Annotated in this window: 21 protein-coding genes; 4 read left to right on the forward strand and 17 right to left on the reverse strand. The window is 63.0% G+C overall.

The genetic code is table 11. The features are described from left to right. Positions 1 to 163 precede the first annotated feature (163 nt). Together ACYJP6_RS21785 and ACYJP6_RS21790 are read left to right on the forward strand one after the other, a co-directional pair. Positions 164 to 943 carry a sulfite exporter TauE/SafE family protein gene (locus ACYJP6_RS21785; protein ID WP_459477769.1) on the forward strand — a complete coding sequence of 260 codons (780 nt, stop codon included), beginning with the start codon at positions 164 to 166 and terminating at the stop codon, positions 941 to 943. A gap of 430 nt (positions 944 to 1,373) precedes the next feature. Beyond that, positions 1,374 to 2,261 carry an alpha/beta fold hydrolase gene (locus ACYJP6_RS21790; RefSeq protein ID WP_459477771.1) on the forward strand — a complete coding sequence of 296 codons (888 nt, stop codon included), beginning with the start codon at positions 1,374 to 1,376 and terminating at the stop codon, positions 2,259 to 2,261. 187 nt (positions 2,262 to 2,448) lie between these two features. On the opposite strand, the gene ACYJP6_RS21795 is transcribed toward ACYJP6_RS21790, so the two are convergent. The 6 genes from ACYJP6_RS21795 to ACYJP6_RS21820 all read right to left on the reverse strand — a co-directional run bounded on the left by ACYJP6_RS21795 (position 2,449) and on the right by ACYJP6_RS21820 (position 9,659). Then, positions 2,449 to 3,423 (reverse strand): D-2-hydroxyacid dehydrogenase family protein, encoded by a 975-nt coding sequence (locus tag ACYJP6_RS21795; protein WP_459477773.1) that lies wholly within the window; start codon positions 3,421 to 3,423, stop codon positions 2,449 to 2,451. A 147-nt stretch (positions 3,424 to 3,570) separates the two neighbouring features. After that, positions 3,571 to 4,377, reverse strand: a complete 807-nt coding sequence (locus tag ACYJP6_RS21800) for an ABC transporter ATP-binding protein (RefSeq protein ID WP_459477775.1) — start codon at positions 4,375 to 4,377, stop codon at positions 3,571 to 3,573. Then, positions 4,359 to 5,372, reverse strand: a complete 1,014-nt coding sequence (locus tag ACYJP6_RS21805; protein WP_459477777.1) for a FecCD family ABC transporter permease — start codon at positions 5,370 to 5,372, stop codon at positions 4,359 to 4,361. Before ACYJP6_RS21805 ends, ACYJP6_RS21800 begins: the two co-directional genes overlap by 19 nt. Further along, on the reverse strand, positions 5,369 to 6,346 hold the full coding sequence (locus ACYJP6_RS21810; protein WP_459478062.1) for a FecCD family ABC transporter permease: 978 nt from the start codon (positions 6,344 to 6,346) through the stop codon (positions 5,369 to 5,371). Before ACYJP6_RS21810 ends, ACYJP6_RS21805 begins: the two co-directional genes overlap by 4 nt. A 56-nt stretch (positions 6,347 to 6,402) precedes the next feature. Continuing rightward, a complete protein-coding gene (locus tag ACYJP6_RS21815) occupies positions 6,403 to 7,347 on the reverse strand; it encodes an ABC transporter substrate-binding protein (RefSeq protein ID WP_459477779.1) in 945 nt (314 codons plus the stop codon). A 296-nt stretch (positions 7,348 to 7,643) separates the two neighbouring features. Further along, a complete protein-coding gene (locus ACYJP6_RS21820) occupies positions 7,644 to 9,659 on the reverse strand; it encodes a TonB-dependent siderophore receptor (protein WP_459478064.1) in 2,016 nt (671 codons plus the stop codon). 276 nt (positions 9,660 to 9,935) lie between these two features. On the opposite strand from ACYJP6_RS21820, the gene guaB reads away from it, so the two are divergent. After that, complete coding sequence (gene guaB, locus ACYJP6_RS21825; protein ID WP_145009214.1) at positions 9,936 to 11,405, forward strand: IMP dehydrogenase; 1,470 nt, start codon at positions 9,936 to 9,938, stop codon at positions 11,403 to 11,405. A 90-nt stretch (positions 11,406 to 11,495) separates the two neighbouring features. Continuing rightward, on the forward strand, positions 11,496 to 13,073 hold the full coding sequence (gene guaA / locus ACYJP6_RS21830; RefSeq protein WP_459477782.1) for a glutamine-hydrolyzing GMP synthase: 1,578 nt from the start codon (positions 11,496 to 11,498) through the stop codon (positions 13,071 to 13,073). Positions 13,074 to 13,570: 497 nt separating this feature from the next. Here the strand turns inward: guaA and ACYJP6_RS21835 are convergent, their stop codons facing one another. The 11 genes from ACYJP6_RS21835 to ACYJP6_RS21885 form a co-directional block, all read right to left on the reverse strand. Continuing rightward, positions 13,571 to 16,336, reverse strand: a complete 2,766-nt coding sequence (locus ACYJP6_RS21835) for an AAA family ATPase (protein ID WP_459477784.1) — start codon at positions 16,334 to 16,336, stop codon at positions 13,571 to 13,573. After that, positions 16,329 to 16,898 (reverse strand): hypothetical protein, encoded by a 570-nt coding sequence (locus ACYJP6_RS21840; RefSeq protein ID WP_459477785.1) that lies wholly within the window; start codon positions 16,896 to 16,898, stop codon positions 16,329 to 16,331. The genes ACYJP6_RS21835 and ACYJP6_RS21840 overlap by 8 nt, the downstream gene beginning before the upstream one ends. Next, positions 16,888 to 19,272 carry an ABC-three component system protein gene (locus ACYJP6_RS21845; RefSeq protein ID WP_459477787.1) on the reverse strand — a complete coding sequence of 795 codons (2,385 nt, stop codon included), beginning with the start codon at positions 19,270 to 19,272 and terminating at the stop codon, positions 16,888 to 16,890. The genes ACYJP6_RS21840 and ACYJP6_RS21845 overlap by 11 nt, the downstream gene beginning before the upstream one ends. A gap of 349 nt (positions 19,273 to 19,621) precedes the next feature. Next, positions 19,622 to 19,954, reverse strand: a complete 333-nt coding sequence (locus tag ACYJP6_RS21850; RefSeq protein ID WP_459477789.1) for a hypothetical protein — start codon at positions 19,952 to 19,954, stop codon at positions 19,622 to 19,624. Positions 19,955 to 20,200: 246 nt separating this feature from the next. Further along, positions 20,201 to 20,878: a type 1 glutamine amidotransferase domain-containing protein gene (locus ACYJP6_RS21855; RefSeq protein ID WP_459477791.1), complete on the reverse strand. Its 678-nt coding sequence runs from the start codon at positions 20,876 to 20,878 to the stop codon at positions 20,201 to 20,203. A 165-nt stretch (positions 20,879 to 21,043) separates the two neighbouring features. Then, a complete protein-coding gene (locus ACYJP6_RS21860) occupies positions 21,044 to 22,279 on the reverse strand; it encodes a hypothetical protein (protein ID WP_459477793.1) in 1,236 nt (411 codons plus the stop codon). Positions 22,280 to 22,452: 173 nt separating this feature from the next. Next, positions 22,453 to 23,652, reverse strand: coding sequence for a chromate efflux transporter (gene chrA, locus ACYJP6_RS21865; RefSeq protein WP_459477795.1), 1,200 nt, complete (start codon positions 23,650 to 23,652; stop codon positions 22,453 to 22,455). A gap of 10 nt (positions 23,653 to 23,662) precedes the next feature. Further along, positions 23,663 to 24,088 carry an arsenate reductase (glutaredoxin) gene (gene arsC / locus ACYJP6_RS21870; protein ID WP_459477797.1) on the reverse strand — a complete coding sequence of 142 codons (426 nt, stop codon included), beginning with the start codon at positions 24,086 to 24,088 and terminating at the stop codon, positions 23,663 to 23,665. Then, on the reverse strand, positions 24,085 to 25,131 hold the full coding sequence (gene arsB / locus ACYJP6_RS21875) for an ACR3 family arsenite efflux transporter (protein WP_459478066.1): 1,047 nt from the start codon (positions 25,129 to 25,131) through the stop codon (positions 24,085 to 24,087). The genes arsC and arsB overlap by 4 nt, the downstream gene beginning before the upstream one ends. 85 nt (positions 25,132 to 25,216) lie before the next feature. Beyond that, a complete protein-coding gene (locus ACYJP6_RS21880) occupies positions 25,217 to 25,540 on the reverse strand; it encodes an ArsR/SmtB family transcription factor (protein WP_459477799.1) in 324 nt (107 codons plus the stop codon). Between the two features lie 58 nt (positions 25,541 to 25,598). After that, on the reverse strand, positions 25,599 to 26,486 hold the full coding sequence (locus ACYJP6_RS21885; RefSeq protein WP_459477801.1) for a LysR family transcriptional regulator: 888 nt from the start codon (positions 26,484 to 26,486) through the stop codon (positions 25,599 to 25,601). Positions 26,487 to 26,518: the final 32 nt, after the last annotated feature.

The raw sequence follows: 26,518 nt of genomic DNA on the forward strand, positions 1-26,518 counted from the left end.
TCATCACCAGGCCATCGTCCTACCCTGCAGCGCTATTCCGGCTGGAGCTCCGCCTGGGGCCTGCGTGATCTGCACAGGGTATAAGCTCCAGTGATGCCGGCCTAAAGGTCGACGGTCGAGAGTCGTCTATTCTTCGATAACCAGAACCGGTGGAGAGTGGGGCATGGATGCTTGGGTAGCCAGCGCTATGGCGCTGTTGACGACGTATGAGCCGCTGCAATGGCTGCTCATCGAGGCCATCGTGGTTGTAGCCTATCTGATCTTCGGTGTCGCGGGTTTCGGCAGCGCCCTGGTCGCCGGCCCCCTGCTCACCACCTGGATGCCGCTGTCGCGCATCGTCCCCTTACTGGTGCTGCTGGACTTCCTGGCCTCCTTCCACAACTGGCTGCCGGATCGTCGCGCCATCGCGGGCCGTGAACTGCAGCGCCTGGTACCCATGCTACTGCTTGGCGCCGCCCTGGGTACCTACCTGCTGCTGCGCACCGACGCCCGCCTGCTGATGCTCTGGCTGGGCCTCTTCGTGGTGGCCTATTCGGTCTACAGCCTGCTCGCGCCCAAGGGCTTTCGCCAATTGGCCCCGGCCTGGTCGGTCCCGGCGGGTGGGGTGGGTGGCCTCTGTGGCGCCCTGTTCGGCAGCGGCGGCTTTCTCTATGCGCTCTATCTCAACGGGCGGCTACAGGACAAGAACGCCATCCGTGGCACCCAGAGTTTCCTCATCGGCTGCAGCGCCTCCATCCGCATCGCCCTGCTGCTGATCGCCGGTGCCTACAGCGATGGCAGCCTGCTGCTCCTCGCGCTCTTCCTGCTGCCGGCCATGCTGCTGGGTGGCTGGATCGGTCGCCATCTGCAGCGCCGCCTGTCGCGGGAGCGCTTCACCCGCCTGGTGACCTGGCTGGTGCTGGCCTCGGGCGTGACCCTGATCGGGCGTTATCTGGCAGGGTAGAGCATCCCAAGGTCGTGACGGTCCCGTAGGTTGGGTTGAGACAGTTTTATCGTCGAAGCCCAACGAGGCCGGACACCCCCTGTTGGGCTTCGCTGCGCTCAACCCAACCTACGTCCGCATCGACAGCCCTGGCAGGGTAGAGCATCCCAAGGTTGCGACGTCCCGTAGGTTGGGTGAGACCGTTTTATCGTCGAAGCCCAACGAGGCCGGACACCCTGTGTTGGGCTTCGCTGCGCTCAACCCAACCTACGTCACCTCGGCGGTCCCGTAGGTTGGGTTGAGACGGCTCCATCGTCGAAGCCCAACAACGCCGGACACCCCTGTTGGGCTTCGCTGCGTTCAACCCAACCTAAGTCACCTCGACGGCCACCTTGGGAACTCACCTTGTCTACACCGATCCGCTTTAGATCCCCCTCGGCGGAGAACTCCCATGCTCACCTCCATCCAGGCTGGCGTATTGGACGTGGCCTATGAGACTCAAGGGCCGGACAGCGGCCATCCGGTCCTGCTGCTGCATGGCTTCCCCTACGACATCCATGCCTACGACGAGGTGGCCGAGGACCTCGCCGCCAGCGGCTGCCGGGTCTTCGTGCCCTATCTGCGCGGCTATGGCGCCACCCGCTACCTGAGCGCCGACACCCCACGTTCGGGTCAGCAGGCCGCCCTGGCCCATGACGTCCTGGCGCTGCTCGATGCCCTCGGCCTGGAGCGGGCTACCCTGGCCGGCTACGACTGGGGTGGCCGCGCGGCGGGCATCGTCGCCGCACTCTGGCCGGAGCGGGTGAGCGGGCTGGTGCTTGGCGACGGCTACCCCATCCAGGACATCGCCCGCGCCGCGACCCAGCCGGCCGAACCGGCGGCGGAGCTGCGCTATTGGTACCAGTACTACTTCCATGGCGAGCGAGGTCGCGCCGGGCTGGCGGCCCATCGCCGGGAGTTCTGTCGTCTGCTCTGGGCGCTGTGGTCACCCAACTGGAAATTTAGCGATGCCACCTACGCCCTTACCGCAGCGGCCTTCGACAATCCCGATTTCGTCGAGACGGTGATCCATTCCTATCGCCACCGCTACGGCCTGGCGCCGGACGACCCGGCCTATGCCGAGACCGAGGCGCGCCTCGCTGCCCAGCCACCGATCAAGGTGCCCACCACGGTGCTGGCCGGTGCCGACGATGGCGTGACGACCTTGCAGGACGAGGTGGCAGTGGCTCGGCATTTCCAGGGCCCTTTCCGCTTCGAGGTGTTGCCCCGTTGCGGCCACAACCTCCCCCAGGAAGCCCCCGCCGCCTTCGCCGCAGCGGTGCGGGAGCGCCTGCCGTAGGTTGGGTTGTGACGGCTTCATCGTCGAAGCCCGACGTCACCGGCTTGGGTTTACCCTCACCCCAACCCTCTCTCCGAGGGAGAGGGAGCTGGTCAGGTAAGTTGGGTTGAGCGCAGCTAAGCCCAACGTGGGTATCTGGCCCTGTTGGGTTTCGACGCGGGAGCTGTCTCAACCAACCTACGCCGGCTCAACCCCTGCCCAACACTTCCGGATTGGCCAGCCCGCTCGGCTCCCCGGCAAAGAAGGCCACCAGGTTGGCGAAGGCCTCGCCGAAATAGAGTTCGTAGCTGTGCTTTTCCACATAGCCCAGGTGCGGGGTGCAGAGCACCTGGGGATGGGCGAGCAGGGGATCGTCGGGGGCGACGGGTTCCTGCTCGAAGACGTCCAGCGCCGCCTGGCCGGGATGGCCGAGTTCCAGCGCGGTGAGCAGGGCGCCGGGTTCGATCAGACCGGCGCGGGCGGTGTTGACCAGCAGGGCGCTCTTCTTCATCCGCGCCAGGTCTTCGGCCCGCACGCAGCCGCGGCTGCGCTCGCTGTATCTCAGGTGCAGGCTGATGACGTCCGCCTCGGCGAAGAAGGCCGCCTGACTTGGCGCCGCGCGATGGCCGTCGGCTTCCGCCCTGGCCCGCGAGGCCTCGCTGCCCCAGACCAGCACCGGCATGCCGAAGGCCTGGCCGTAGCGCGCCAGGCGCTGGCCGATCTTGCCGTAGCCCCAGATGCCGAGGATCTGGCCATCCAGGCGTTCGCCCAGGTTGACCTGCCAGCGTCCGGCATAGAGGGCATCGATGGCCGGCTTGAGGCGACGGCGAGCCATGAGGATCAGGGTCCAGGTCAGCTCGGCGGTGGAGACCGGCGAGCCGCTGCCTTCGCAGACCGCCACGCCGTGGCGGGTACAGGCGGCAACGTTGAGGTGCGCGGTGGCCTTGCCGGTCTGGCTGATCAGCTTGAGCCGCGGCAGGTGCGCCAGCAGCTCGGCATCGATGCGGGTGCGCTCGCGGGTCAGCACCAGGGCATCAGCGTCGCGGAAGCGCTCCACCAGCACCTGGGGATCGCGTTCGGCATCGTGGTAGAGGGTCACCTGGTGCCCGGCGCGCTGGAGCAGGGGATAGCAGTCCAGGGTTTCGACGACGTGCTGGTAGTCGTCGGGGATGACGATGTGCATGGCGGGCTCCGTTGTTGTTCTGAGCCGCCAGTGGAGCACCTGCGGGGTCGTCCGACAAGCATGAAGCAGGGTGGTGGACAAGGCTGCGCCGTTGTCCACCCTACCCGTAGCCTGGAAAACCGCGCAGCGTTTTCCGGGGCCAGCGCGCTAGTAGGGAATCACCAACGGCGTACCCGCCAGCGGATTCTCGATCACCGCGCACTTGAGGCCATACAGCGCCTCGATCAGCTCGGGGGTGACGATCTCCGCCGGCGGACCCTCGGCGAGGATGCGGCCGGCGCGCAGGGCGATGATGTGGTCGGCGTAGCGACAGGCCTGGTTGAGGTCGTGCAGCACCGCCACCAGGGTACGACCACCTCCGCGATTGAGCCGGCAGAGGAGTTCCATCAGCTCCACCTGGTGGGCGATGTCCAGGTAGGTGGTGGGTTCGTCGAGCAACAGCAGCGGGGTCTCCTGGGCCAGTGCCAGGGCGATCCACACCCGCTGGCGCTGGCCGCCGGACAGGCTGTCCACCGCCCGCTCGGCCAGCTCCAGGGTGTTGGTGGCTTCCAGCGCACGTTGCACCGCCGCTTCATCGGCGTCGGTCCAGCCGGCGAAGGCCTGGCGATGGGGGTGCCGCCCGCGCGCCACCAGGTCGGCGACCAGGATGTCGTCCGGCGCCACGGCACTCTGCGGCAGCAGGCCGATGCGCCGCGCCACCTCGCGGGTGGGCAGCTCCTGAATCAGCCGACCATCCAGGCGCACCTCGCCGGCGCTGGGGCGGATCAGTCGCGCCAGGCTGCGCAGCAGGGTCGACTTGCCACATCCGTTGGGACCGATGATGACGGTGAAGCGGCCATCGGGCAGTTGCACGTCGAGTTCGCGGCAGATCGGCTGGCCGCCGTAGCCCACGGTGAGGCCGCGAGCGGCGAGGCGACTGGGGGAAGCGTCTTGGCTCATGAGGTCCGCCGCCATTCGCGGCTCAGCAGGAAGATCAGGTAGAGGCCGCCCAGGGCGCCGGTGAGCAGTCCGACCGGAATCTGGAAGGGGGCCAGCAGTCGCTGGGCCAGGAGATCGGCCACGGCGGTGAGGCAGGCGCCAAGCAGGGCGGGCGCCAGGATGCCGAGATCGGCGCTACGGGTCAGGCGCCGCGCCAGCTGCGGCGCGGCCAGGGCGACGAAGCCGATGGGCCCGGCGGTGGCGATGGCCAGGGCTGCCAGGGCCACCGCCACCGCGAGCAGCAGATTCTGGCTGCGCAGCACCGGCAAGCCCAGGGCGCGGGCCAGGTCGTCGCCCAGCTCCAGCAGCCGCAGCCGGCGGGCCAGCCCGGCGGCTAGCGGCAGGAGCAGCAGGCAGCCGGCGAGCAGGCTCAAGGTGCGGCTCCAGGTCAGCATGTCCAGGCTGCCGAATAGCCAGAGCCGGGCTTCCTGGGCTTCGTTCAGCTCGGCGCGGGTCAGCAGGTATTCGTTGAGCGAGGCGAGCAGGGTGCTGATGGCGATGCCGAGCAGGATCATCCGCTCCCCGCGGATGCCGGCCAGGGCGGCCAGCCCGGCCACCAGCACGGCGGCCAGCAGGCCACCGGTAAGGGCGCCGAGCATCAGCGCCGCACCACCCAGTTGCAGCCAGAGCAGGGTGATGAGGGCGCCACTGGCCGAACCGACGGTGAAGCCCACCAGGTCCGGGCTGGCCAGGGGATTGCGCGCCAGCCGCTGGAAGATGGCGCCACTGGCACCCAGGGCCGCGCCAACGCCCAAGGCCGCCAGCAGGCGTGGCAGGCGCAGGTCCAGCAGGATCAGCCGGGTCAGACTGTCACCCCGACCCAGCAAGGTGGCGACCACCTGGTACGGCGCCGGCGCGAAGGCACCGCCGGTGAGGGTCAGGGCCGCGATGCCAACCGCCGCCAGGCCGAGCAGCAGCAGGCAGGCCTTGAAGCGTGCCGAGCGCCGCGGCGCGAAACGATGGCGGCTCAAGGGCGCACCCGCCGGGCGGAGCGGATGACCAGGATCAGCAGCACCGGGGTGCCGAGCAGGGCGCAGACGATGCCGGCCTCCAGTTCGCCCGGCAGCGCCACGCGGCGCCCCAGGGTGTCGGCCAGCAGCAGGAGGTTGGCGCCAGCCAGGGGCGCCAGCGCCAGGATCCAGCGCCAGTCGGCGCCCACCAGCAGGCGTAGGGCGTGGGGCACCACCAGGCCGAGGAAGCCGATGGGGCCGGCCACCGCGGTGGCGGCGCCGCACAGCAGCACGATGGCGACGAAGGCCAGCAGCCGCACCTGTCCCGGGCGGGCACCGAGGGCGCGGCCCAGGTCCTCGCCCAGGGCTAGGGCATTGAGCCGACCACCCAGGGGCAGGCCCAGCAGCAGACCGATCAGCAGCAGCGGCAGGATGGCCAGGGCACCGCCCGGCGTCTGGCCGCTCAAGGCACCGACGGCCCAGAAGCGGTAGCTATCGAATACGGCGCTGTCGAACAGGGTGATGATGCCGGTGCAGGCGTGGAGGCTGGCGCTAAGGGCGATGCCGGCGAGGATCAGTCGCAGTGGCTGGCCACGGGCCGGGGCGTTGCCGCCGAGCAGATAGACCAGGCCGGCGGCCAGGGTGGCACCCAGCAGGGCGCAGGCCAGGCGTAGCGGTGCATCGTCCAGCCCCACCAGCGACAGCCCGGCCACCACGGCGAAGGCCGCGCCGGCATTGATTCCCAGCAGGCCAGGGTCGGCCAGGGGATTGCGCGTCAGCGCCTGCATCAGGGCGCCGGCCAGGCCCAGGGCGGCGCCCACCAGCAGCCCGAGCAGGGTACGGGGCAGGCGCAGGTCCCAGAGCACCACGGAGTCCGTGGAGCCATCGGGGGCGAACAGCAATTGGAGAATTCGCGTCGCGGACAGCGGCCGGGCGCCTATGCCCAGGCTGGCGATCAGCGCCAGCGCCAGGGCGCCGAGCAGCAGAAGCAGCACCAAGCCACCGCGGGCGAAGGTTGCCGGCTTGGCGAGGGTCGCGACGGCCGGCTGGTTCATGCGACCCCCAGGGCGGCGGCCACGGTCGTCACCACCTGGCGCGCGGCCACGGGGCCGGCGTTCAAATAAAAAGCATCGGTATCCACCCGGATGGCCCGGGACTCGTTCACCGCATTCAACCGCGGCCATAGCGGCTGCCGGGCCAGGCTGGCCAGGGCGGTACCCTGTTCGGCATAGAACAGCCAGTCGGCGTCGGCCAGGTCCAGCAACTCCGCACTGACGTCCCGCGAGGTGCCCTTGAATCTCTGCGCGGCGGGGCGGGTCAGGCCCATGGCCTGCAGCAGGCCGCCGGCGAAGGAGTCCACGCCCATCAGGCGCAACCGCGCGCCACTGGAAAACAGCAGGGACGTGGAGGGCGGTTGGCTGCCCAGGCGTTGCGCCATGGCGGCGAGATCGCCATCCAGCGTCGCCAGCAGCCGCTCGGCCTGCTGGCGTCGACCCAGGGCTTCGGCCAGCAGGAGAAAGTCCGGCCGCCAGTTGCCACCGGTGCCGCGCGCCACCACCGTGGGGGCGATGCGCGAAAAGAGTTCCAGGCCGCCCGCCCGCAGCACGGTGCGGTTCAGCAGGATGAGATCCGGCGCCAGCCGCGCCAGGGCTTCCAGATCCGGGGCCTGGCGGCTGCCAAGGTCAACCATGGCATCCAGCTCGGTCGCGCGGCCGGCCAAGGCCGTGCGCAGGTAGGCCGGCGCCAGCTCGCGATTGTCCACCCGCGCGGTACCGGCCGGGATCACGCCCAGGCTCAGGGCGGCGTCCAGCTGGCCGGTGGAAATCACCGCCACGCGCCGTGGCTCCCGCGGCACGAGGGTGCTGCCCGCCACATGCTCCACCTGCCGCGGGAACTCACCGTCGCCGAGCGAAGGCCGCGCGAACGCCCGGGCAGGCAGCCCAGCGAGCAGCGCGGTACCAGCGGCGAATTGCAGAAGGGAGCGGCGATCGAGCATGACGGGGACTGGCTGAAGACGGAAATAGGCCCGCCAGGCGGGCCGAGGCCCCGTGACGGGGCGGCTAGGATAGAGCATCGCTACGGGCCTGGCACCCGCTACGGACGCCGGGCCGTTCCCTCTCCCTTCGGTGTGAGCGCAGGCTGCTAGCGGATCGCGGCCATGGGCCGCTCCTACAGGCGATGCAACTTTGGGCGTAGCGTGGAAAACCGCGAAGCGTTTTCCACTGGGTTGCACGTAGCGATCCGCCCCCTCTCCCCCCCGGGAGAGGGCTGGGGTGAGGGCAGGCCGCTGGCTTAGAAACTCACCGAGGCACTCAGCCGCGCCGTCCGCGGCTCACCCACCGCCACCTGCAGCGGACTATTGGCGCTCGACGGGTAGTACTGCTTGTCGAAGAGGTTGTCCACGTTCAGCTGCAGCCGCGTCTGGTAGCCGGTCACCGGCAGATCCCAGCGCAGGAAGGCGTCGGCCACGGTGTAGCTGCTCATGTAGAAGCTGTTGGCGTTGTCGCCGGCCCGCTCGCCGACGTAGCGCGCGCCGCCGCCGACATGCCAGCCGCCGAGGTTGGAGGGTACCAGCAGGTGGTGGGTCAGATAGAGACTGCCGCTGTGCTTGGGTGCCTGGGTCAGGCGATTGCCCTCGTTGCTCGGGTCGTCGAGGATCTCGGTGTGGTCGTAGGCGTAGGTGGCGATCATGTCCCAGCGCTCGGCCAGGTGACCGGTCAGGTCCACCTCCAGGCCGCGTGACCCTACCTTGCCGGCGGCTTCGCTCACGCTCACCCCGCCCACGGTGCTGGTGGTCACCACATTTTTCTTCTCGATGTCGTAGAGCGCCACGTTCAGATTCAGGCCGGGCGTCAGGTCGTACTTGGCACCGACCTCGAAGCTGCGACCTTCTTCGGGATCGAAGGTGTTGCCGCGGTCGTCCACGGTGGTGTTCGGCACGAAGGAGCGGCTGTAGTTGCCATACAGCGACAGGGTGTCGGTGGCCTGGAACACGAGGCCGGCGAGGGGCACGGCGGTGTGATCGCGTTTATCCAGATTGACCACGTGGCTGTTGCCCAGGCCCTGGTCGCTGTACTGATCGAAGGTTTGATAGCGGCCACCGAGTACCAGGATCCAGCGGTCGTTCAGGTGCCAGTTGTCCTTGAAGTACAGCGAGGTGGATTCCAGGCTGCTGTCCTGGTTGCTCTGGGTCGCGCTCAGCAGACTCGGCCGCGCCAAGTTGCCGTATACCGGGGAGTTGATATTGATGTTACGACGCGACGCATTGTTGTTGCGGTAGGTGTTGCCGCGGTACTGATCGTTGTCCTCGTGGTCGACCCCAACCAGCAGGTCATGGCGTTGGCCCAGCAGGTCCTGGCGACCGATGAAGTCCCAGCTCGCGTACGTCGTCTCATAGTCGTAGTCGGCGCCGTTGGCGACCCGCAGCAGATTGCCATTGGCGGCCAGGGACACCGGCTGGGCGAAGTCCAGGCTGTAGCGATCATTGTTCCAGGCGTAGGTCAGGCGGGTCTTCCAGTCGTCACTGAGCTGGTACTCGTAGCGCGCACTGGCGGTTTCGGTGATGCCATTGGTCTTGGCCCATTTCTCGTCCAGCCGCTTGTCGTAATCGATATGAGCGGGATGGCCGTTGACGAATACCGTGCCGCGGTCCACCGGGCCGGTGTAGTCGTTGTAGGAGTAGGCCAGGGTCAGGCTGGCGCGCTCGCCGGTCCAGGACAGCGACGGTGCCACCAGGGTGTGCTGGTCCACGCCATAGTTGCGCCAGTAGTCCTCGCTCTGGCGCTCGGCGACCAGGCGATAGGCCAGGCCGGTATCGCCAATAGGGCCGGTGGTGTCCAGGCCCAGGTTGCCGCCGCCTTCGCTGTAGGCCGAGCCGCTCAGGGTGGTGCGCTGCTGATATTGCGGCTGCTTGCTGACCACATTGATCAGCCCGCCCGGTTCGAGGGCGCCATAGAGCAGGGAGGCCGGGCCCTTGAGCACCTCGACGCGCTCGGCGGTGGCATCGAAGTTGTGCGACAGGTTCGAGCGCACGCCATCGCGGAAGATGGAGCCATCGGCGTTGGTGCCGAAACCGCGCTTGACGAAGGCGTCCTTGGTGCCGGCCAGGGTGTTGCTCTGGGTGACGCCACTGACGAATTTCGAGGCATCGTCCAGGGACCGCACCTCGTAGTCCTGGATCAGCTGGGGGGTGACGGTCTGCACCGACTGGGCCTCTTCCTTGAGCGGCACGTCGCTCTTGCTCGCGGTGGACGCGGTGGCCGCCCGATAGCCTTCGTCCGCCTCGGTGGCCGTGGTGGAGATGTCCATGGGCGCGAGGGTGGTGTTCTCCGCCGCCAGCAGCCCCGAACTGGTCGCCAGGGCCAGGGTGCTGAAGGCGAAGGGAGCGAAACGGCGCAGGGCTCTGGGCTGGGTGTTCAAGGGCGGTCTCGGAGGGGGCTGGATAGGATGGCGGCGATTCTATGTTGATAGTCATTCTCAAGTAAATCGATTTACCCGCCGTTGATGCCCTGGCGCGTTGCCGCCCATCCCCAAGCGCAGGTATAATGTCGCGCTCCTTATTTTTCCCGCCCGGGAGCCCCCGCCATGCTGCGCATCAGCCAAGAAGCCCTGACGTTCGACGACGTACTCCTCATCCCCGGCTATTCGGATGTCCTGCCGAAGGACGTCAGTCTCAAGACCCGCCTGACCCGTGGCATCGAGCTGAACATTCCCCTGGTGTCCGCCGCCATGGACACCGTGACCGAGTCCCGCCTGGCCATCGCCATGGCCCAGGAAGGTGGCATCGGCATCATCCACAAGAACATGACCGTCGAGCAGCAGGCCGCGGAAGTCCGCAAGGTCAAGCGCTTCGAGGCCGGCGTGGTGAAGGACCCCATCACCATCGACGCCGACGCCAGCGTGCGCGATCTGTTCGACCTGACCCGTCAGCACAACATCTCCGGCGTACCGGTGCTGTCCGGCCGTGACCTGGTGGGCATCGTCACCTCCCGCGACGTGCGCTTCGAGACCCGTCTCGACGTGCCGGTGCGCGAAGTCATGACCCCCAAGGATCGCCTGGTCACCGTGCGCGAAGGCGCCGACAAGCAGGAAGTCCGCGAGCTGCTGCACAAGCACCGCATCGAGAAGGTGCTGATCGTCGACGAGGCCTTCGCCCTCAAGGGCATGATGACCGTCAAGGACATCGAAAAGGCCAAGGCCTACCCCAACGCCAGCAAGGACGACGCCGGTAGCCTGCGCGTCGGCGCGGCCGTCGGTACCGGCGCCGAGACCCCCGAGCGGGTCGCTGCCCTGGTCGCCGCTGGCGTCGACGTCATCGTCGTCGACACCGCCCATGGCCACTCCAAGGGCGTGATCGACCGGGTACGCTGGGTCAAGGAAACCTACCCGCAGGTCCAGGTGATCGGTGGCAACATCGCCACCGCCGAAGCCGCCAAGGCCCTGGCTGACGCCGGCGCCGACGCGGTCAAGGTCGGCATCGGCCCGGGCTCCATCTGCACCACCCGCATCGTCGCCGGTGTCGGCGTGCCGCAGATCTCCGCCATCGCCAACGTCGCCGCCGCCCTCGAAGGCACCGGCGTGCCGCTGATCGCCGACGGTGGCATCCGCTTCTCCGGTGACCTGTCCAAGGCCATCGTCGCCGGTGGCTACTGCGTGATGATGGGTTCCATGTTCGCCGGTACCGAAGAGGCCCCGGGCGAGGTCGAGCTGTTCCAGGGTCGCTCCTACAAGTCCTACCGCGGCATGGGCTCCCTGGGCGCCATGTCCCAGACCCAGGGCTCCAGCGACCGCTACTTCCAGGACTCCGCCTCCGGCGCCGAGAAGCTGGTACCGGAAGGCATCGAAGGCCGCGTCCCCTACAAGGGCCCGCTGGCGGCGATCATCCACCAGCTGATGGGCGGCCTGCGTGCCTCCATGGGCTACACCGGGTGCGCCACCGTCGAGCAGATGCGCACCAAGCCGCAGTTCGTGCGCATCACCGGCGCCGGCATGGCCGAGTCCCACGTCCACGACGTGCAGATCACCAAGGAAGCGCCCAACTACCGCGTGGGTTGATTCCTGAACCGTTTGTACTTCTACGTTGCGCTTCGGGGCTGTCTAGACAGCCCCGAATCGTCTGAACCTAGCGCTCACCGAGACCTGGCCATGTCCCAAGACATCCACGCCCACCGCATCCTCATCCTCGACTTCGGCTCCCAGTACACCCAGCTCATCGCCCGCCGCGTGCGCGAACTGGGCGTCTACTGCGAACTGCACCCCTTCGACATGGACGACGCCGACATCCGCGCCTTCGCTCCGCGCGGCATCATCCTCGCCGGTGGTCCCGAGTCGGTCCATGAGGCTGGCAGCCCCCGCGCACCCAAGGCGGTGTTCGACCTGGGCGTCCCGCTGCTGGGTATCTGCTACGGCATGCAGACCATGGCCGAACAGCTCGGCGGCAAGGTCGAAGGCTCCAATATCCGCGAATTCGGCTATGCCAAGGTCGATGTGGTCGGCAAGAGCCGCCTGCTGCAGGGCATCGAAGACCATATCGACGACGACGGCGTGCTCGGCCTGGACGTCTGGATGAGCCACGGCGACAAGGTCGGCAAGCTGCCGGACGGCTTCCACGTGGTTGCCAGCACCCCCAGCTGCGCCATCGCCGCCATGGGCGACGACGAGCGCGGCTGGTACGGCGTGCAGTTCCACCCCGAGGTGACCCACACCAAGCAGGGCGGGCGCATCCTCTCGCGCTTCCTCAAGGATATCTGCGGCTGCGAAGCCCTCTGGACCCCGGCCAACATCGTCGAGGACGCCATCGCCCAGGTGCGCGCCCAGGTCGGCAGCGCCAACGTGCTGCTGGGCCTCTCCGGCGGTGTCGACTCCTCGGTGGTCGCGGCGCTGCTGCACAAGGCCATCGGCGACCAACTGACCTGCGTCTTCGTCGACAACGGCCTGCTGCGCCTGCACGAGGGTGACCAGGTGATGGCCATGTTCGCCGAGAACATGGGCGTCAAGGTGATCCGCGCCAATTCCGAGCAGCGCTTCCTGACCAACCTGGAAGGCGAGGCCGACCCGGAGAAGAAGCGCAAGATCATCGGCCGCACCTTCATCGACGTCTTCGACGCCGAAGCCAGCAAGCTCGACAACATCAAGTTCCTGGCCCAGGGCACCATCTACCCCGACGTCATCGAGTCGGCCGGCGCCAAGACCGGCAAGGCCCACGTCATCAAGTCCCACCACAACGTCGGCGGCCTGCCCGAGGAGATGAACCTCAAGCTGGTCGAGCCGCTGCGTGAGCTGTTCAAGGACGAGGTGCGCAAGATCGGCCTGGAACTGGGCCTGCCCTACGACATGGTCTATCGCCACCCCTTCCCGGGCCCGGGCCTGGGCGTGCGCATCCTCGGCGAAGTGAAGAAGGAATACGCCGACCTGCTGCGCCGCGCCGACGACATCTTCATCAGCGAACTGCGCAAGGCCGACTGGTACCACAAGGTCAGCCAGGCCTTCGTCGTCTTCCAGCCGGTAAAATCCGTCGGCGTGGTCGGCGACGGCCGCCGCTACGCCTGGGTCGTCGCCCTGCGCGCGGTGGAAACCATCGACTTCATGACCGCCCGCTGGGCCCATCTGCCCTACGAGCTGCTGGAAAAGGTCTCCAACCGCATCATCAACGAAATCGACGGCATCTCCCGCGTCACCTACGACGTCTCGAGTAAGCCGCCGGCGACGATTGAATGGGAGTGATCCCGCGGCCGGCATAGACCGGTACGTCTAGCAGAAAAAGCCAAAAGCCCGCGCAATTGCGGGCTTTTGGCTTTTTAGTGTCAGGCAGATTCGGCTCAACATCGAGGAAAAGCTTTCAACCATACAAATCGCTCAGTCTCGATCTGAAGGCGGTCGTTGACCTCGGTAAGCCTGGGAACTATCGCAGGCTTGTTGTCGTTCATGCTTTCAAGGAAAAAAGATAGGGAGCAAGCTTATCAAAATTTAGAGAGTGACGGCCAAATTTAAAAGTAATAGGCAGTTGCTTATGGAAATGAACGATGTTGTGCTCGCTCGAAAGCGTTAGTGCTGACGTTTGGGGGGCTAGGCCTTGAAATCCGGTTCAACGCTCGCATTTGCTTGAACCGAAAATTTTCCTGTTATCTGTATCTAAAGGGGATGCGCACTAACGTCTACGAGAGCTTGATGACGATGTATGAAGGCGCCCACGAAGCCGCAGATAACTCAGTTATCTTGGTCTATTTAGGGTGGCTAGATAAAGCTACATTTCGATGAATAGCCATCTTCACTCCATTCCTGGGGTTCCCCTCCAAATGAATCATGTTTAATAGGTGTCTGTCGGTAATGCTTGAAAATTTTTGAGCCATGTGCCGTGCTAGAGAGTCACTAGCAGTGGTCAATATCAAGTTCATGGAAGGCATAGAGGTCGCTGCGAGTCGGAAGATATCCAGCATCGCCACTCGATTAAGGTCATCCAAATGTGCTATAGGCTCGTCGAGGAAGAAGCTTCCTCCAGTATTTCGCGCTCTTGCTAAGTACAGCGACAACGCTAGATCTTGCCGCTGCCCTTGGCTCAGCTTTCCTTCCGCGTCCAGGGCGGACTCATGGCCTTCAGCGAAAACTGTCCACTTCAACGCATCTTCGCCTCCTGATACGCCTAGGCCTTTGTAGACTTCGTTGGCATGCATTCTTGAAAACAGCTCGGCTGCAGGGCTTAGCAGAGGTTTGAGGCTAGAAGCGGTAAACTGTTTCACATGTAACGAATATTGCTCAATCGCCTGATCTGCTTTAGTGATGTAATCTATGCCGATTTTAAGCTTGCTGGTCAAATCAGTCAATTCTTGCTCAAGCGTCCTTAATTTTATCGAATCGGTATCTGCACTTACTACAGCTTCGCATTCGTCTAGCATCTTGGAGTGATGGATTATTTCATTTTCTCGTTGCTCCAGCTGTCGACGCATTAGTTCGTAAGATTCAATTAAAACGGGTTGATTGCCAAAAAGCTCGCGCCAGTAGGATTCGAAGCTGCTGGTAATTGCTGTTGCAGCCGCGATACTTGTGTTAACAGCAGCGATTTCGCTTGCTTTAGATTGAATGGTTTGTAAGAGCCCATGCGCAACAATATTAAGACGAGCTCTTAGTGGTTCGTACTGGTTAAATTGATCCTGAAAGTGCTTCTTGTATCTTTCCAAGTGTTCGGCGGCATTGGATACGCGTGCTGATGCACTGTTCACAGGAGTATTGCCGAAGAACTTTTCGATCTCTGCAAGTTTTGTCAGAATTCTCCTTGTATTAATTGCAGAGTTTATTCTGCTTTTCAGGTTGGCAAGACCTGCTAGGCTCATTCCGGAAAAGTCCTGAACACCCATGATTTGGAAGTATTTAGTCCTTTTCGCGAAAGATTGTAGCTCTTGGTTGATGGAGTCGTAGCGAGACAAATAAGAGTCATGCGCTGATTTCTGGGACGTCGCTAGAGCCAACGTATTGATGGCCTCCTGCTCTTTTTGACGAGCCTGTGTAAGCGCATCAGCGACCGCATCAAGGCCAGGCGCAAGTGCTTCCGTGTTTGAAGAAATTTCTTGCCGAAGCTTATGCGTCGTTAGCCAATCATAATTGCAGAGCGGGCAGTGGGTATCATCATGACTATGAGCAATTTCACTGCCGATAGCCCTTAGCTTGCCTAAAATGTTAGAGAGCGCATCAAAGTCCGCTTCTGCCCGTATGCGCATATTTTTCGCTGCATCGGAAAGTCGTACTTTTTCGTCATAGTTTGTCGCAGGCGCGACAGGAAATGCCGTTAAATCATTTTTTTGACGATCCAGCTCCATAATTCTTTGAAAGTTTGTGGATAGTAAAAAAATAGCTTCTTTCCATTGTTCTTGATGGTCTGAATCCCAATTCAGCTCTGCAAAATTTGCCGTAAGCTCAAGTTGACTCGTGTTAGTGTTTTGAAAATATTCTTCAACACCCGGAGCAGTACTAACTGACTGCCAGTCGTACAGGATTAATAGGCTTTCATTAGCCCATTTAATTGATCGCTCGGCATCAGAGAGTTTCTGTTGAGCCTCAGATAGCTCGGATGCCCGGAGAACCTGATCTTCGCTAGCTTGTTTCTGTTGTTGTGTCGCAGCATCAACTGACTGACGGAGGCTCTGAATCTGCTGCAAAGAGTTGTGATACTGCGGCCACTGTTCATGCAATGTTTTCAGAGTGCTCATCTCTCGATGCTGCTTTCGATTGAGCACTTTGACACGTAGTTGAGCTGCCTCTAGCTGCTCAGAAATGCTTCCTTCAACCACAGGTGGTAACGCTTTAAAGATAGTTTCAAGATTAATTAAAGCAATATTCTTAGCTGGAGAGTTTATAGCTATCGATTTTTTTAAAATCTCAATCTCTGTATTCAATCGAGTAACTTTTTCCGATAGTCCTCTTGTGTTGGGAAGTGCTTTCTTGTAATCGCGTAAATCTCGTAAGGTGCTAGTGAGGTGACCGAAGCCAAGAATGTCTGCAAAAATTTGTTGGCGCTCTTCGGCCTTATTGTTGTCAATCAATAAGGCTAGAGAGTTTGAATAAAGCCATCGGCTATTGCGTAGCCACCCACGTTTTGCCCTTCGCAGTGCGATAGTGCTTTTTCCCGAGATGGTTGTAGGTGTAAGCATCTCCAACAAAAAATCATCACTGATTTTCTTCTTACTTCCGCCACCTTCCGCCATCCACAATGAGCTTTTGGTTCGAGTAAGTACATTAGGCTTATTGTCAATCAAGCATTTTGCAGAAACTAAAGTAACACCTTTACCCCATTGGCACTCTAGATCTACCCCGTTCAGGTCTGCCACCTTGCCGGTGATTAACCATTCTAAGGCGTAACATATCGTGCTTTTGCCTGTTCCGTTGGCTGCATGGATGACGGTTAACGGGGCATCCAGCGGTACTACTAATTCATCTGGTATGCCCCGAAAATTTTGAATAGTAACGACGAGAAATTTAACTGGTAGATTATTCATTTAGATTCCATTCCTTACCATGAATTTTGGCAAGCTCTTGACTGCCTGTCTCGGCCAGCATCTCTACAAGCTGAAGATAGTCTGCGTTATCGGACGAAAAGACTGCCGCGTCTCCTTGGTCTTTAACACGCTCAAGAGCTAATGGAGTGATTCGCTCACAACGCTCCCAACGATCAGGTCCCCAAGTGACTACATGCTTCCTGACAAATCTTATATCTCTTTCGATATCCAAGATGAATGCTTTGAACTGATCGTTCACTTTGGTGGCTGCGATTACAAGGTAGCCATCAATGACAGAGACTGACCGCTCCCGCTGGACAATTGCGGCATCCAAGAACGTCTCCGCAATCTTCGCCTGACGCATTGCATCGGCAGCGGTATTACTAGTTATATCGACTAGTAGAATAGAGGCGAAGGACGACTCCCAATACCCTAACTCATTATCTAGCGCACCCTCCTGCCAGTTTTGATTCGCGTCTGATAGATACTGTAAAGTAGAGATTCTGGCGAAGCCAGCATCCTCAGCTCGACGCCCAATGATTTCAACTAATTCATTGAGCATCTAACTTCTCCTTTCGGATAAATATATCTTCCATAAATTGAACAGGTGTAGGGGCCAACGGGTCGTCATACACTGACTCAATATCGCCCAAGCTGAACATATAAACGTTTCTTATAATTGCGGGTTCGGTGATTGAACCCTTGAGAGCAGGCGAGCTGGTGTAGTCGTATCGTCCAGCGCTAGGTTTTTTGTCAGTAACATTCCCTCTTCCCTGAGCGAAAACGATTAGGCTGGGATGTACAGTCGGCTGGCGAGCCCAGTCGAAAAGATCGCCTTCCATCTGCCTGACGTGATAGTTTCTATTCGACCAAGCCATTAGATTAACCTCACCATGCACAGGGTCGTCATGCCGAATATGCCCTAGTAGATCGGGAGAGCAGCCCCACTGGCTCGCGGGCGGTACATTAAGGTAACTCAGCGCCTGAACAGTTCTCATAACGCATTCACCAGATGCGCATAACATTTCCAGCGGAAAATCTTCTCCCGCTTTGACACCAAACCATGTCCGGTAGGTGAACCCCTTGCAGTCGGGTAAGCCCGTGCTTTGCACTAAGCTATTGAGCAGGTCCAGTTCTGTTCTCACTGCAGGTAGGTAGTTCGGGAATGGAGGATACCGATCAAAAAGCTCATGAAACTCAAGCGACATTGGTTGCATATCGTCTGTTACTGTCCCCTCAACTAAGCGATGCGCCTTTACAGCAGTCAGGGTCAGATCTGCAGTCCAGTCGATTGTGAACGTAAGAGCACCACTGGTGCTCCGACGCATAACACGTCCAGGCGGATTAACGGTTGCAGGGGTAGGTCGAGTTGCGAACTCAAGGTCAATCGCCGGGAAGATGCCAGTAGCACTGTAAAGCTCGGTAGGACACGCCTCGATAAGGTTACTGTTGGCCATCACAGTGGCAATGGTCGAGTGTCTTCGCTGCCCGTAGTGATCTGACACTGAGGTTAATACTTTCTCAAGGCTGGTGACGCTGATAGACGCAAGGACAAAATTGGGTCGCTGCGAGCTGTCCTCTCTCTGGCTAGCCATTATTCGTCGTAGTTGAGACCTGGCATTTGAAATCGGGTTTGTAAAGTCGTTACCCAAGGTCGGCCATACGACCACATCTTCAAATGCTAGACGAAGCGACAGCTCTCCGTGACCGTATTCCGCTAGGCCTGTCTCGTTCTCTACGAGCACATAGCAATTAAAAATACCTTCTGTGGGATCTTTGACCCAACACCAGCCTGCTCTGTAACGCTGTAGCGGAGCCGGATCCCATGCGGGGTCGATCCAAGTCATTTCGTCTGAGGCTTTCCAGGCGGCGAGCTGATCCCCACTCACGCTGCCACAACCTACGAACACAACTATCTGGCTATTGTAGGTCTCAACTAAATGGTGAAGTTCTGCCCAGTCGCTTGGATCTGCTACTTCGGCTCCGCCGGTAAAAATTACGGGAAGCGAGCCGAAGTTGTTGAACAGAGTTCCTTTTTTAGGCAGAAGCATAGTTCGCATGAAAGGCAGCAGCTCTACGCCTTGTAAGAGCCCTAAGTTAAATCGCTGATTGCGACCCAGTTTCAACTTTATATACTCAGTACGGATTCCAGAGATAAGCTCCTCGTCCTCCTTACTGACTATGAGGTTACGCGATTGCAGAAATGCTTTCAGCTCATTTGCGATTTTTGTCAAATCTGAATCGAGTTTGAAGTAGGTCGACTTGATCTGTGGGTAAGCACCCACCATTCGTGAAAGGTCGTCTTTTTTGTGTAGGCCAGTATGTAAATTGTCGATCCTGGCCCAGATCAAATCACACAGCTCCTCTTGAGTCAGATTCTTCAGGGCTACATGGTTTCTTAGGGTGGCGGATGCCTTGCGTGCGGCCAGTGCCTTTTCCTCAAAGTCTCCTCTGAGGTCTACAAAGCGTTGTCGTCCACTACCTTCCAAGAACTCAAAAAGTTTACCGGTCGCCCGATCAGATACTGCAACGTAGTAGCGGAATGGCTCACCTGGGGCTGATGCGATTTCAGGTTTAACGGTCGCGTAGAGAAAGAATTTACAGATTTCCTGAATGACCATGGGCAAAGAAACAATACCGTTATAGCGCTTGCATTGAATCACGCCAACAGAGCGACCATCATCCAGCAAGATGACGTCGCGCCCTTGATCAGCCCCGTCATTTAGACGCCGCGCTTTGTCATACCAGTCCTCCAGACCATCCGCTGCTCGCGCGGCGTAAAGATCTGCCAGGAGCAGCTCAAAATGAGCATCCCCCATTCGCTCGAAGGGCAATTGGCCGCAGTCAAACGCAAAGAGCTCGGGGCTATTTTGGTTCTCTTCTCGCAGCTTACGGTCTTCTTCATCGCTGCGAAACTGGAAATTAACAGTCGTCAAATTCTTACTCCTTGACTTGACGCCACCATGCCGGAATGGGCTATTTCTAGCACCGCAGCAATGCCAACGATGCCTTCGTGAGCACGATGTCGGTATGGATCTGACTCGTTCTAAAAAAGCTTGATCTGTTATCTAGAGTATAGAACTGCGCGCCTGACGGGGTAGCCGTCTCAAGCCATTTTCCATAGAGGCGACCACCTGTCCATAGTTGTGATATCAAAACGACACTGCATGAGCATTGATTTCTATCAGATGCCACCAACAAGAGTTTCTAGTAGCGAGTCTTGAATCTCAGACACATAGCGAGAAAACGATGCTACGTGCTTTTGGTTTTTTAGGGGTTGGCAAATCAAGGTCTTCGTTGATAAGCAAAGCGTGCCAGCCGGTTGGTGCGCTTCAGGGCCGCGAGCATCTGCGTTGGGCTGCGCTGCTGATTGCGCGTGCGGACCCACTCGGCCGCCCGGACCACGCCGAACAGCGTCATGAGCAACGGGCAGTAGAGCACCAGCCAGCGTGGTGCGACGACATAGTGGGTGCCGGCCAGCAACAGGGTGTTGGTCAGCAGGATGAAGTACATCATCGGCAGCTGGCGAGACAGCGCGAGGTATTGCGCCTTGACCAGGCCAGGATTGTCCCTGGGCACGGACATCAGGGCGCACATGCCGAGCAGGATTCTCTTCATCAGGCAAGGCTCTGAAAATACGGCCAGGTAATCGATTGCACGGAATATCCTTTCCAGCCTGGGCGGCGCAGCGTTAAGGCTGTGCTAATGAGAGGCTGTCGGCAGGCGCCTGGATTTCTGCAGTCTTTGCGACTGGTGGCACCTGGCAGCAGGGCCGAGGGCAATGCGGAAAACTGCCGTGCGCAGGGGTTGGCGGGGCGCATGAAAAAGCCCACCATTCGGCGGGCTTTTTCATATCCAAACCCCTCAGCCCAGCTTAGCCAACAACGCATCCGCCGCATCTTCCGAGCTGGCGGGATTCTGGCCGGTGACCAGGTTGCCGTCTTCGACCACATAGCTTCCCCAGTCGGGGCCTTTCTCGTAGTGGGCGCCGAGTTTCTTGAGTTCGTCTTCTACCAGGAAGGGCACCACGTCGGTGAGTTGCACGGCGGCTTCTTCGCTGTTGGTGAAGCCGGTGACGGTGCGGCCCTTGACCAGGGGCGTGCTGTCGGTGGCCTTGACGTGGCGCAGCACGCCGGGGGCGTGGCAGACCAGGCCGAAGGGTTTGCCGGACTGGGCGAAGGCTTCCAGCAGGGCGATGGAGTCACGGGATTCGGCGAGGTCCCAGAGGGGGCCGTGGCCGCCGGGGTAGAAGAGGCCGTCGTAGTCGTCGGCCTGCACCTCGGCGAGCTTGACGGTGTTGGCCAGCGCCTGTTGCGCCTCGGGGTCGTTCTTGAAGCGTTCGGTGGACTCGGTCTGGGCGTCGGGGGCGTCGCTCTTGGGGTCCAGTGGGGGTTGGCCGCCAGCCGGGGAGGCCAGGGTGATCTCGGCGCCGGCATCCTTGAAGACATAGTAGGGGGCGGCGAATTCTTCCAGCCAGAAGCCGGTTTTCTTGCCGGTGTCGCCGAGCTGGTCGTGGGAGGTCAGGACCATCAGGATCTTCATCGCGCGTTCCTCGTGTTCGAGTGGAGGGGTCTCGCTAGACAGACCCCGAGGCACGCGGACAAGTGCCAGGGACAGGCGCCAGCGGTAGGCCCGACCCCGTCGCGACTAGAGCTGCGCTAGCGCGCCGGAACCCTGCCGCCGGTGGCAGGGTTCCGGCGGGAGAGGTCAACCCCAGTTGCCGATGCCGCGCTCGCCGGCGGCCACGGTGCCGGCGACGTCGTTCAGGTCGTGCACGCCCACCAGCTGGATGAGGGAGTCCGAGGTATCGATCTGGCCGCGCTCGCTGCCGTCGTGGAAGACGTAGGTGTCCTGGCCATAGTGGAAGACCGCGGCGTGGGCCTCGCCGGTGGTGGTCTGGACGACCTTCTGCAGGGCGCCATAGAGGCTGGTCGTGCCCTTGAGGGCGGCATCGGCCACGGTGGTGACCGCGGAATCGACGAACAGCGAGAAGCCGAAGACGATCTGGTCGTCCTTGGCGCTGTAGTCGGTCACCGTCACGTGGTTGGCCGCCAGGGAACGATTGGCGGCAGCGGCGCTGCTGCCGTCGAAGTTGACCAGGCTGGGGTCGACGGTCAGGGAGTCGCGACCCTCGCCCAGGGTGACGGTGGCGCCATGGCCAAGGCTGCCGCTCAGGTTGGCGTTGTGGGCGGCCACGCCTTTGGTGAACAGCAGGTCCACGTAGTCGTTGCCGGCGCCGGCGTTGATGACGACGTCGGCCTGCTGGATATGGGCGCCGATCTGGTCGCCACCGGCGCCGGTATCGACGGTGATGGCCTTGACCCGGGAATGGGCGAGGGAGGCGACGCTGTCCAGTTCCGGAGCGGCGATGGTGCTGATCTGGATCAGGTCGCTGCCGCTACCGGTGGTCACGCTCTTGAGGAAGGCGCTCTGGCTGGCATAGCTGACGTCATGGGTGTAGTCGTTGATGAAGTCGATCGACAGGCCGGCGGTGGACTTGGAGCCGTCGAAGGTCTGCAGGCCGTCGAAGTTGTTCAGGGTGATGAGGTCACCTTCGTGGAACTGGTTGTCCGGGGTGTCGCTGAGACTGACGGTGAGCTTGGTGATGGAGGAGTCGAGGCTGTGGTCGCTGACGGTCGCGCCACGGGTATGGCCGTCGAGGCGGGTGATCTGGCCTTCGTAGTGGCCGGTCAGGGTCAGCTCGTTCAGGGTCGAGGCGGCCGCGTAGTGGGGGCCCTTGGCATCGAAGGTCTTGGCGAAGGCGACTTGCTCGGGCGCGCTGTTGATGTCGAGCGTGAGGCGCGGTTGGCTCTGGAAGGCGTAGTAGGAGACGCCATCGACGGTGCCGGCGGGCTTGACGGGCGTGGCCGCCAGGGACGCCTTGGCAAGGGTCTGGGTGAAGAGGGGTTGATCGGAGTCCAGTGGCTGTTTCTTAGAGGTCATGGCGGTCATCCTTAATGCATGCAGGCCGAGCGCTCGCTGGACAGGCTCGCAGAGGGCGGGCCGTCTGGACAGCCGAGCGTCGCGCTGACAGTGCCAAGCTTTCCACAGGTCTACAGCGAACCACGCCGCAATTTCATCGGGCCACTAGCGGCCTGCCGCCAAACGGTAGTGCGCTAAAAGTTCAATGCCCAAGCGATCAGGACGACGAGCAGCGCGACCGGTAAGGGCGAGCCCTTGGTCCGCAGCAGGAGGCCCAGGGCGAGCAGCGCCAGGGCCAGGTCGGCGCCGCTGTGGATGGCGCCCGTCCAGACCGGATCGTAGAGCGCCGCGAGCAGGAGGCCGACCACGCCGGCGTTGAGTCCGGTGAGGGCACGTTGCCAGCCGGGGTGCCGGCTCAGGGTCTGCCAGAAGGGCAGGGCAGCGAGCAGTACGAGGGCGCCGGGGAGGAAGATCAGCAGGGTCCAGAGCAGGCCGTTCAGCCAGGCAGGTAGCGCCGTGGGCACCAGGGCGCCGAGGTAGGCGGCGAAGGTGAAGAGCGGCCCAGGTACCGCCTGGGCGAGACCATAGCCGGCCATGACCTGGCTATCGCTGATCAGGCCGGCGGGCACCACCACCGCCTGCAGCAATGGCAGCACCACATGGCCACCGCCGAAGACCAGGGCGCCGGCGCGATAGACGCCCTCCGCCAGGGTGGTTCCTGGGGCGCCGTTGACGGCGGTCCAGGCCGGCAGGAGCAACAGCGGCAGGACGAACAGCAGCAGCGCCAGGGCGCCCAGGCGCCGCGACAGCCCTGGTTGCAGAGGCGGAGCCTGGGGCGCGGCGGCAGGCGCCAGGGCCAGGCGGCCGACCAGGGCGGCAAGGCCTAGCCCGAACAACTGGCCGAGGGCGCCGGGCAGCCAGAGCGCCAGGCCGGCGGCGACGAGGGCGAGGCTGCGGCGGCGGGCATCCGGGCATAGGGTGCGGCCCATGCTCCAGACCGCCTGGGCCACCACCGCCACGGCGAAGACCTTGAGGCCCTGTACCGCTCCCGAAGCGGCCACCTGCGGATAGCGGGCCAGGCCCAGGGCGAAGAGGATCAGCAGCAGCGCCGAGGGCAGGGTGAAGCCGAGCCAGGCCGCCAGCATCCCCCAGCCGCCGGAGCGCTGCAGGCCGAGGGCCATGCCCACCTGGCTGCTGGTGGGGCCGGGTAGCAGCTGGCAGAGGGCGACCAGTTCGGCATAGGCGGGCTCGTCCAGCCAGCCGCGGCGGGCGACGAAGGCCTGGCGGAAATAGCCGAGATGGGCGATGGGACCGCCGAAGCTGGTGCAGCCCAGGCGCAGGAAGATCAGGAAGACCTGCCAGGGGCTGTCCTGGCCACGGACGGTTTCGCGCATGACGGCTCGCTCAGTCGAGGGGCGCGGTGGGAGGGACCACCACCTCGCCGTCTTCCTTGACGAAGGGCCCGCGCTGGGGATCGGGCAGGATCTCCAGCACCCGCTCCGAAGGCCGGCACAGGCGGGTGCCCAGGGGCGTCACCACGATGGGTCGGTTGATCAGGATCGGATGGCGCAGCATGGCGGCGATCAGCTCGGCATCGCTCAGTTGCGGATCGTCCAGCCCTAGCTCGGCATAGGGCGTGCCCTGCTGGCGCAGCAGGTCGCGCACCGGGAGGCCCAGGGCGGCGATCAGCCGTTCCAGGTGCGCCCGGTCGGGCGGGGTCTCCAGGTAGTGGATGACCTGCGGCTCGACGCCGCTGTTGCGGATCAGGCCCAGGGTGTTGCGCGAGGTGCCGCAGGCGGGGTTGTGGTAGATCGTGATGGCGCTGCTCATGGACGGTCTCGACGGAGGGCAGGGGAACCGCGTTCGTACCAGGCGCGCGAGCCGTTCACCAGGCGCACGACCAGCAGCATCAGCGGGACTTCGATGAGGACGCCCACCACGGTCGCCAGGGCGGCGCCGGAGTGGAAGCCGAACAGGCTGATGGCGGCGGCCACCGCCAGCTCGAAGAAATTGCTGGCGCCGATCAGCGCCGAGGGGCAGGCCACGTTGTGGCTCTCGCCCACCAGGCGATTCAGCCAGTAGGCCAGCGCCGAATTGAACAGTACCTGGATCAGGATGGGCACGGCCAGCAGGGCGATCACCAGCGGCTGGGCCAGGATGGCCTCACCCTGGAAGGCGAACAGCAGCACCAGGGTGGCCAGCAGGGCCGCCATCGACAGTGGTCCCAGGCGCGCCAGGGTTCGGTCGAAGGCCGCCTGGCCGCGGCGCAGCAGGGCGCGGCGCCAGAGCTGGGCGAGGATCACCGGCAGCACCAGGTAGAGGATCACCGAGAGCAGCAGGGTGGCCCAGGGCACCGCGATGGACGACAGCCCCAGCAGCAGGCCGACGATGGGGGCGAAGGCGAACACCATAAGGGTATCGTTCAGCGCGACCTGGGACAGGGTGAACAGCGGGTCGCCCTGGGTGAGCCGGCTCCAGACGAAGACCATGGCCGTGCAGGGCGCCGCGGCCAGCAGGATGAGGCCGGCGATGTAGCTGTCCAGCTGATTCGTCGGCAGCCAGGGAGCGAACAGCTGGCGAATGAACAACCAGGCCAGCAGCGCCATGGAAAAGGGCTTGACCGCCCAGTTGACGACCAGGGTGACGCCGATCCCGCGCCAATGCTGGCGTACCTGGCCGAGGGCGCCGAAATCCACCTTGAGCAGCATGGGCACGATCATGACCCAGATCAGCAGGCCGACCGGCAGGTTGACCTGGGCCACCTCGAGCCGACCGATGCCGCGGAAGACGTCAGGGGCCCACTGGCCGAGGGCGATCCCGATGAGGATGCAGAGTGCGACCCAGAGGCTCAGGTAGCGTTCGAAGGCGTTCATGGGGGCAGCGGGCGGTGGGCTGGCGGGCGTGGTAGTCATGGCGAGTTCAGGTGCTGGCGGTCGGTGGCGGGGCGGTTGTCGGGGATCAGCATGGGCAGCGAGGGGTGGTGGTGACCGCACAGTCGATGCCGGCGCAGCAGTGCTCGGTGAGATAGCCGAGCAGGGCGTTCATCTGGTCGTAGGCCGCGCGATAGATGAGGTTGCGCCCCTGTTGCTCCACGGTGACGAGGCCGGCGGTGGCCAGCTCCTTAAGGTGGAAGGACAGGTTGCTGCGCGCCACCTCGAGCTGGTCGGCCAACTGGCTGGGCAGGAGGCCGTCCGCGCCAGCAACCACCAGGGCGCGGAAGACCCGCAGGCGCTGGGCATGGGCGAGGGCGGCGAGGGCGGAAACGGCGAGTTCTTCATGCATGATTCGATAGTACAAGGATCGTTGAATCATTGGATGGTAAGCCAGGGTCGAGCGCCGATCAACCGCGTAGCTGGCGCAGTGCCTCCAGCACCTGCTGCAGGGCACGACTCAGGGGTTTGTCGCGGCGTAGCACCAGGGCCAGGATGCGCGCCAGGGGCGGTTCGAGGGGCTGGACGCGCAGGCCGCGGCGATGATGCGCGGTGGCCACGGCGATGCCGGGCACCAGGCTGTAGCCGAGGCCGGCGGCCACCAGTTCCTTGAGCGCCTCGATGCTGCCCAGCTCCATCACCGGGCGGCTGGCCTGGCCGGCGCGGCGGAACCAGTCGTCGATCAGCAGCCGGGTGCTGCTGCCGGTCTCGAAGGCCAGCAGCGGCGTCTCGGCCAAGTCCGCCGGCGCGAGCGGGCGCTGCGGCAGCGGACTGGCCGGCGGCAGCAGGGCGACGAAGGCATCCTCCAGCAGCGGCTCCACCTGCAGGTTGCGCCCGCTGGCCGGCAGGGTGACCAGGCCCAGGTCGAGGCGGTTGTCCTCCACCGCGCGCAGCACGTCCAGGGTGTTGCCGGTGCTGACCCGCACGTCCAGCTGTGGCAAGCGCTGGCGCAACTGGCCGAGCAAGGGTGGCAGCAGATGGATGCAGGCGGTCGCCCCGGTGCCAATGGCGACCTGCCCGGTGACCGTCTCGCCATGGCTGGCCAGTGCCTGCAGCGCCAGGTCCACCTCGGCCTGGATGCGCGCGGCGTGGTCGAGCAGCAGACTGCCGGCGGCGGTGGGCTTGAGGCTGCGGCCGAGACGCTCCAGCAGCTTGAGCCCCAGGCGCCGCTCCAGCTGGCGGATCTGCAGGCTGACCGCCGGCTGGCTCAGGCCCAGGCGGTCGGCCGCGGCGGAAAAGCTGCCGGTGGCCACTACTTGGACGAAGGTCTGCAGCTGGGTGAGATTGAGGTCGGCCATGCCAAGGTTTCGCTTATACCGGGGATAACCGA

Source organism: Pseudomonas sp. No.117, from assembly GCF_054558395.1.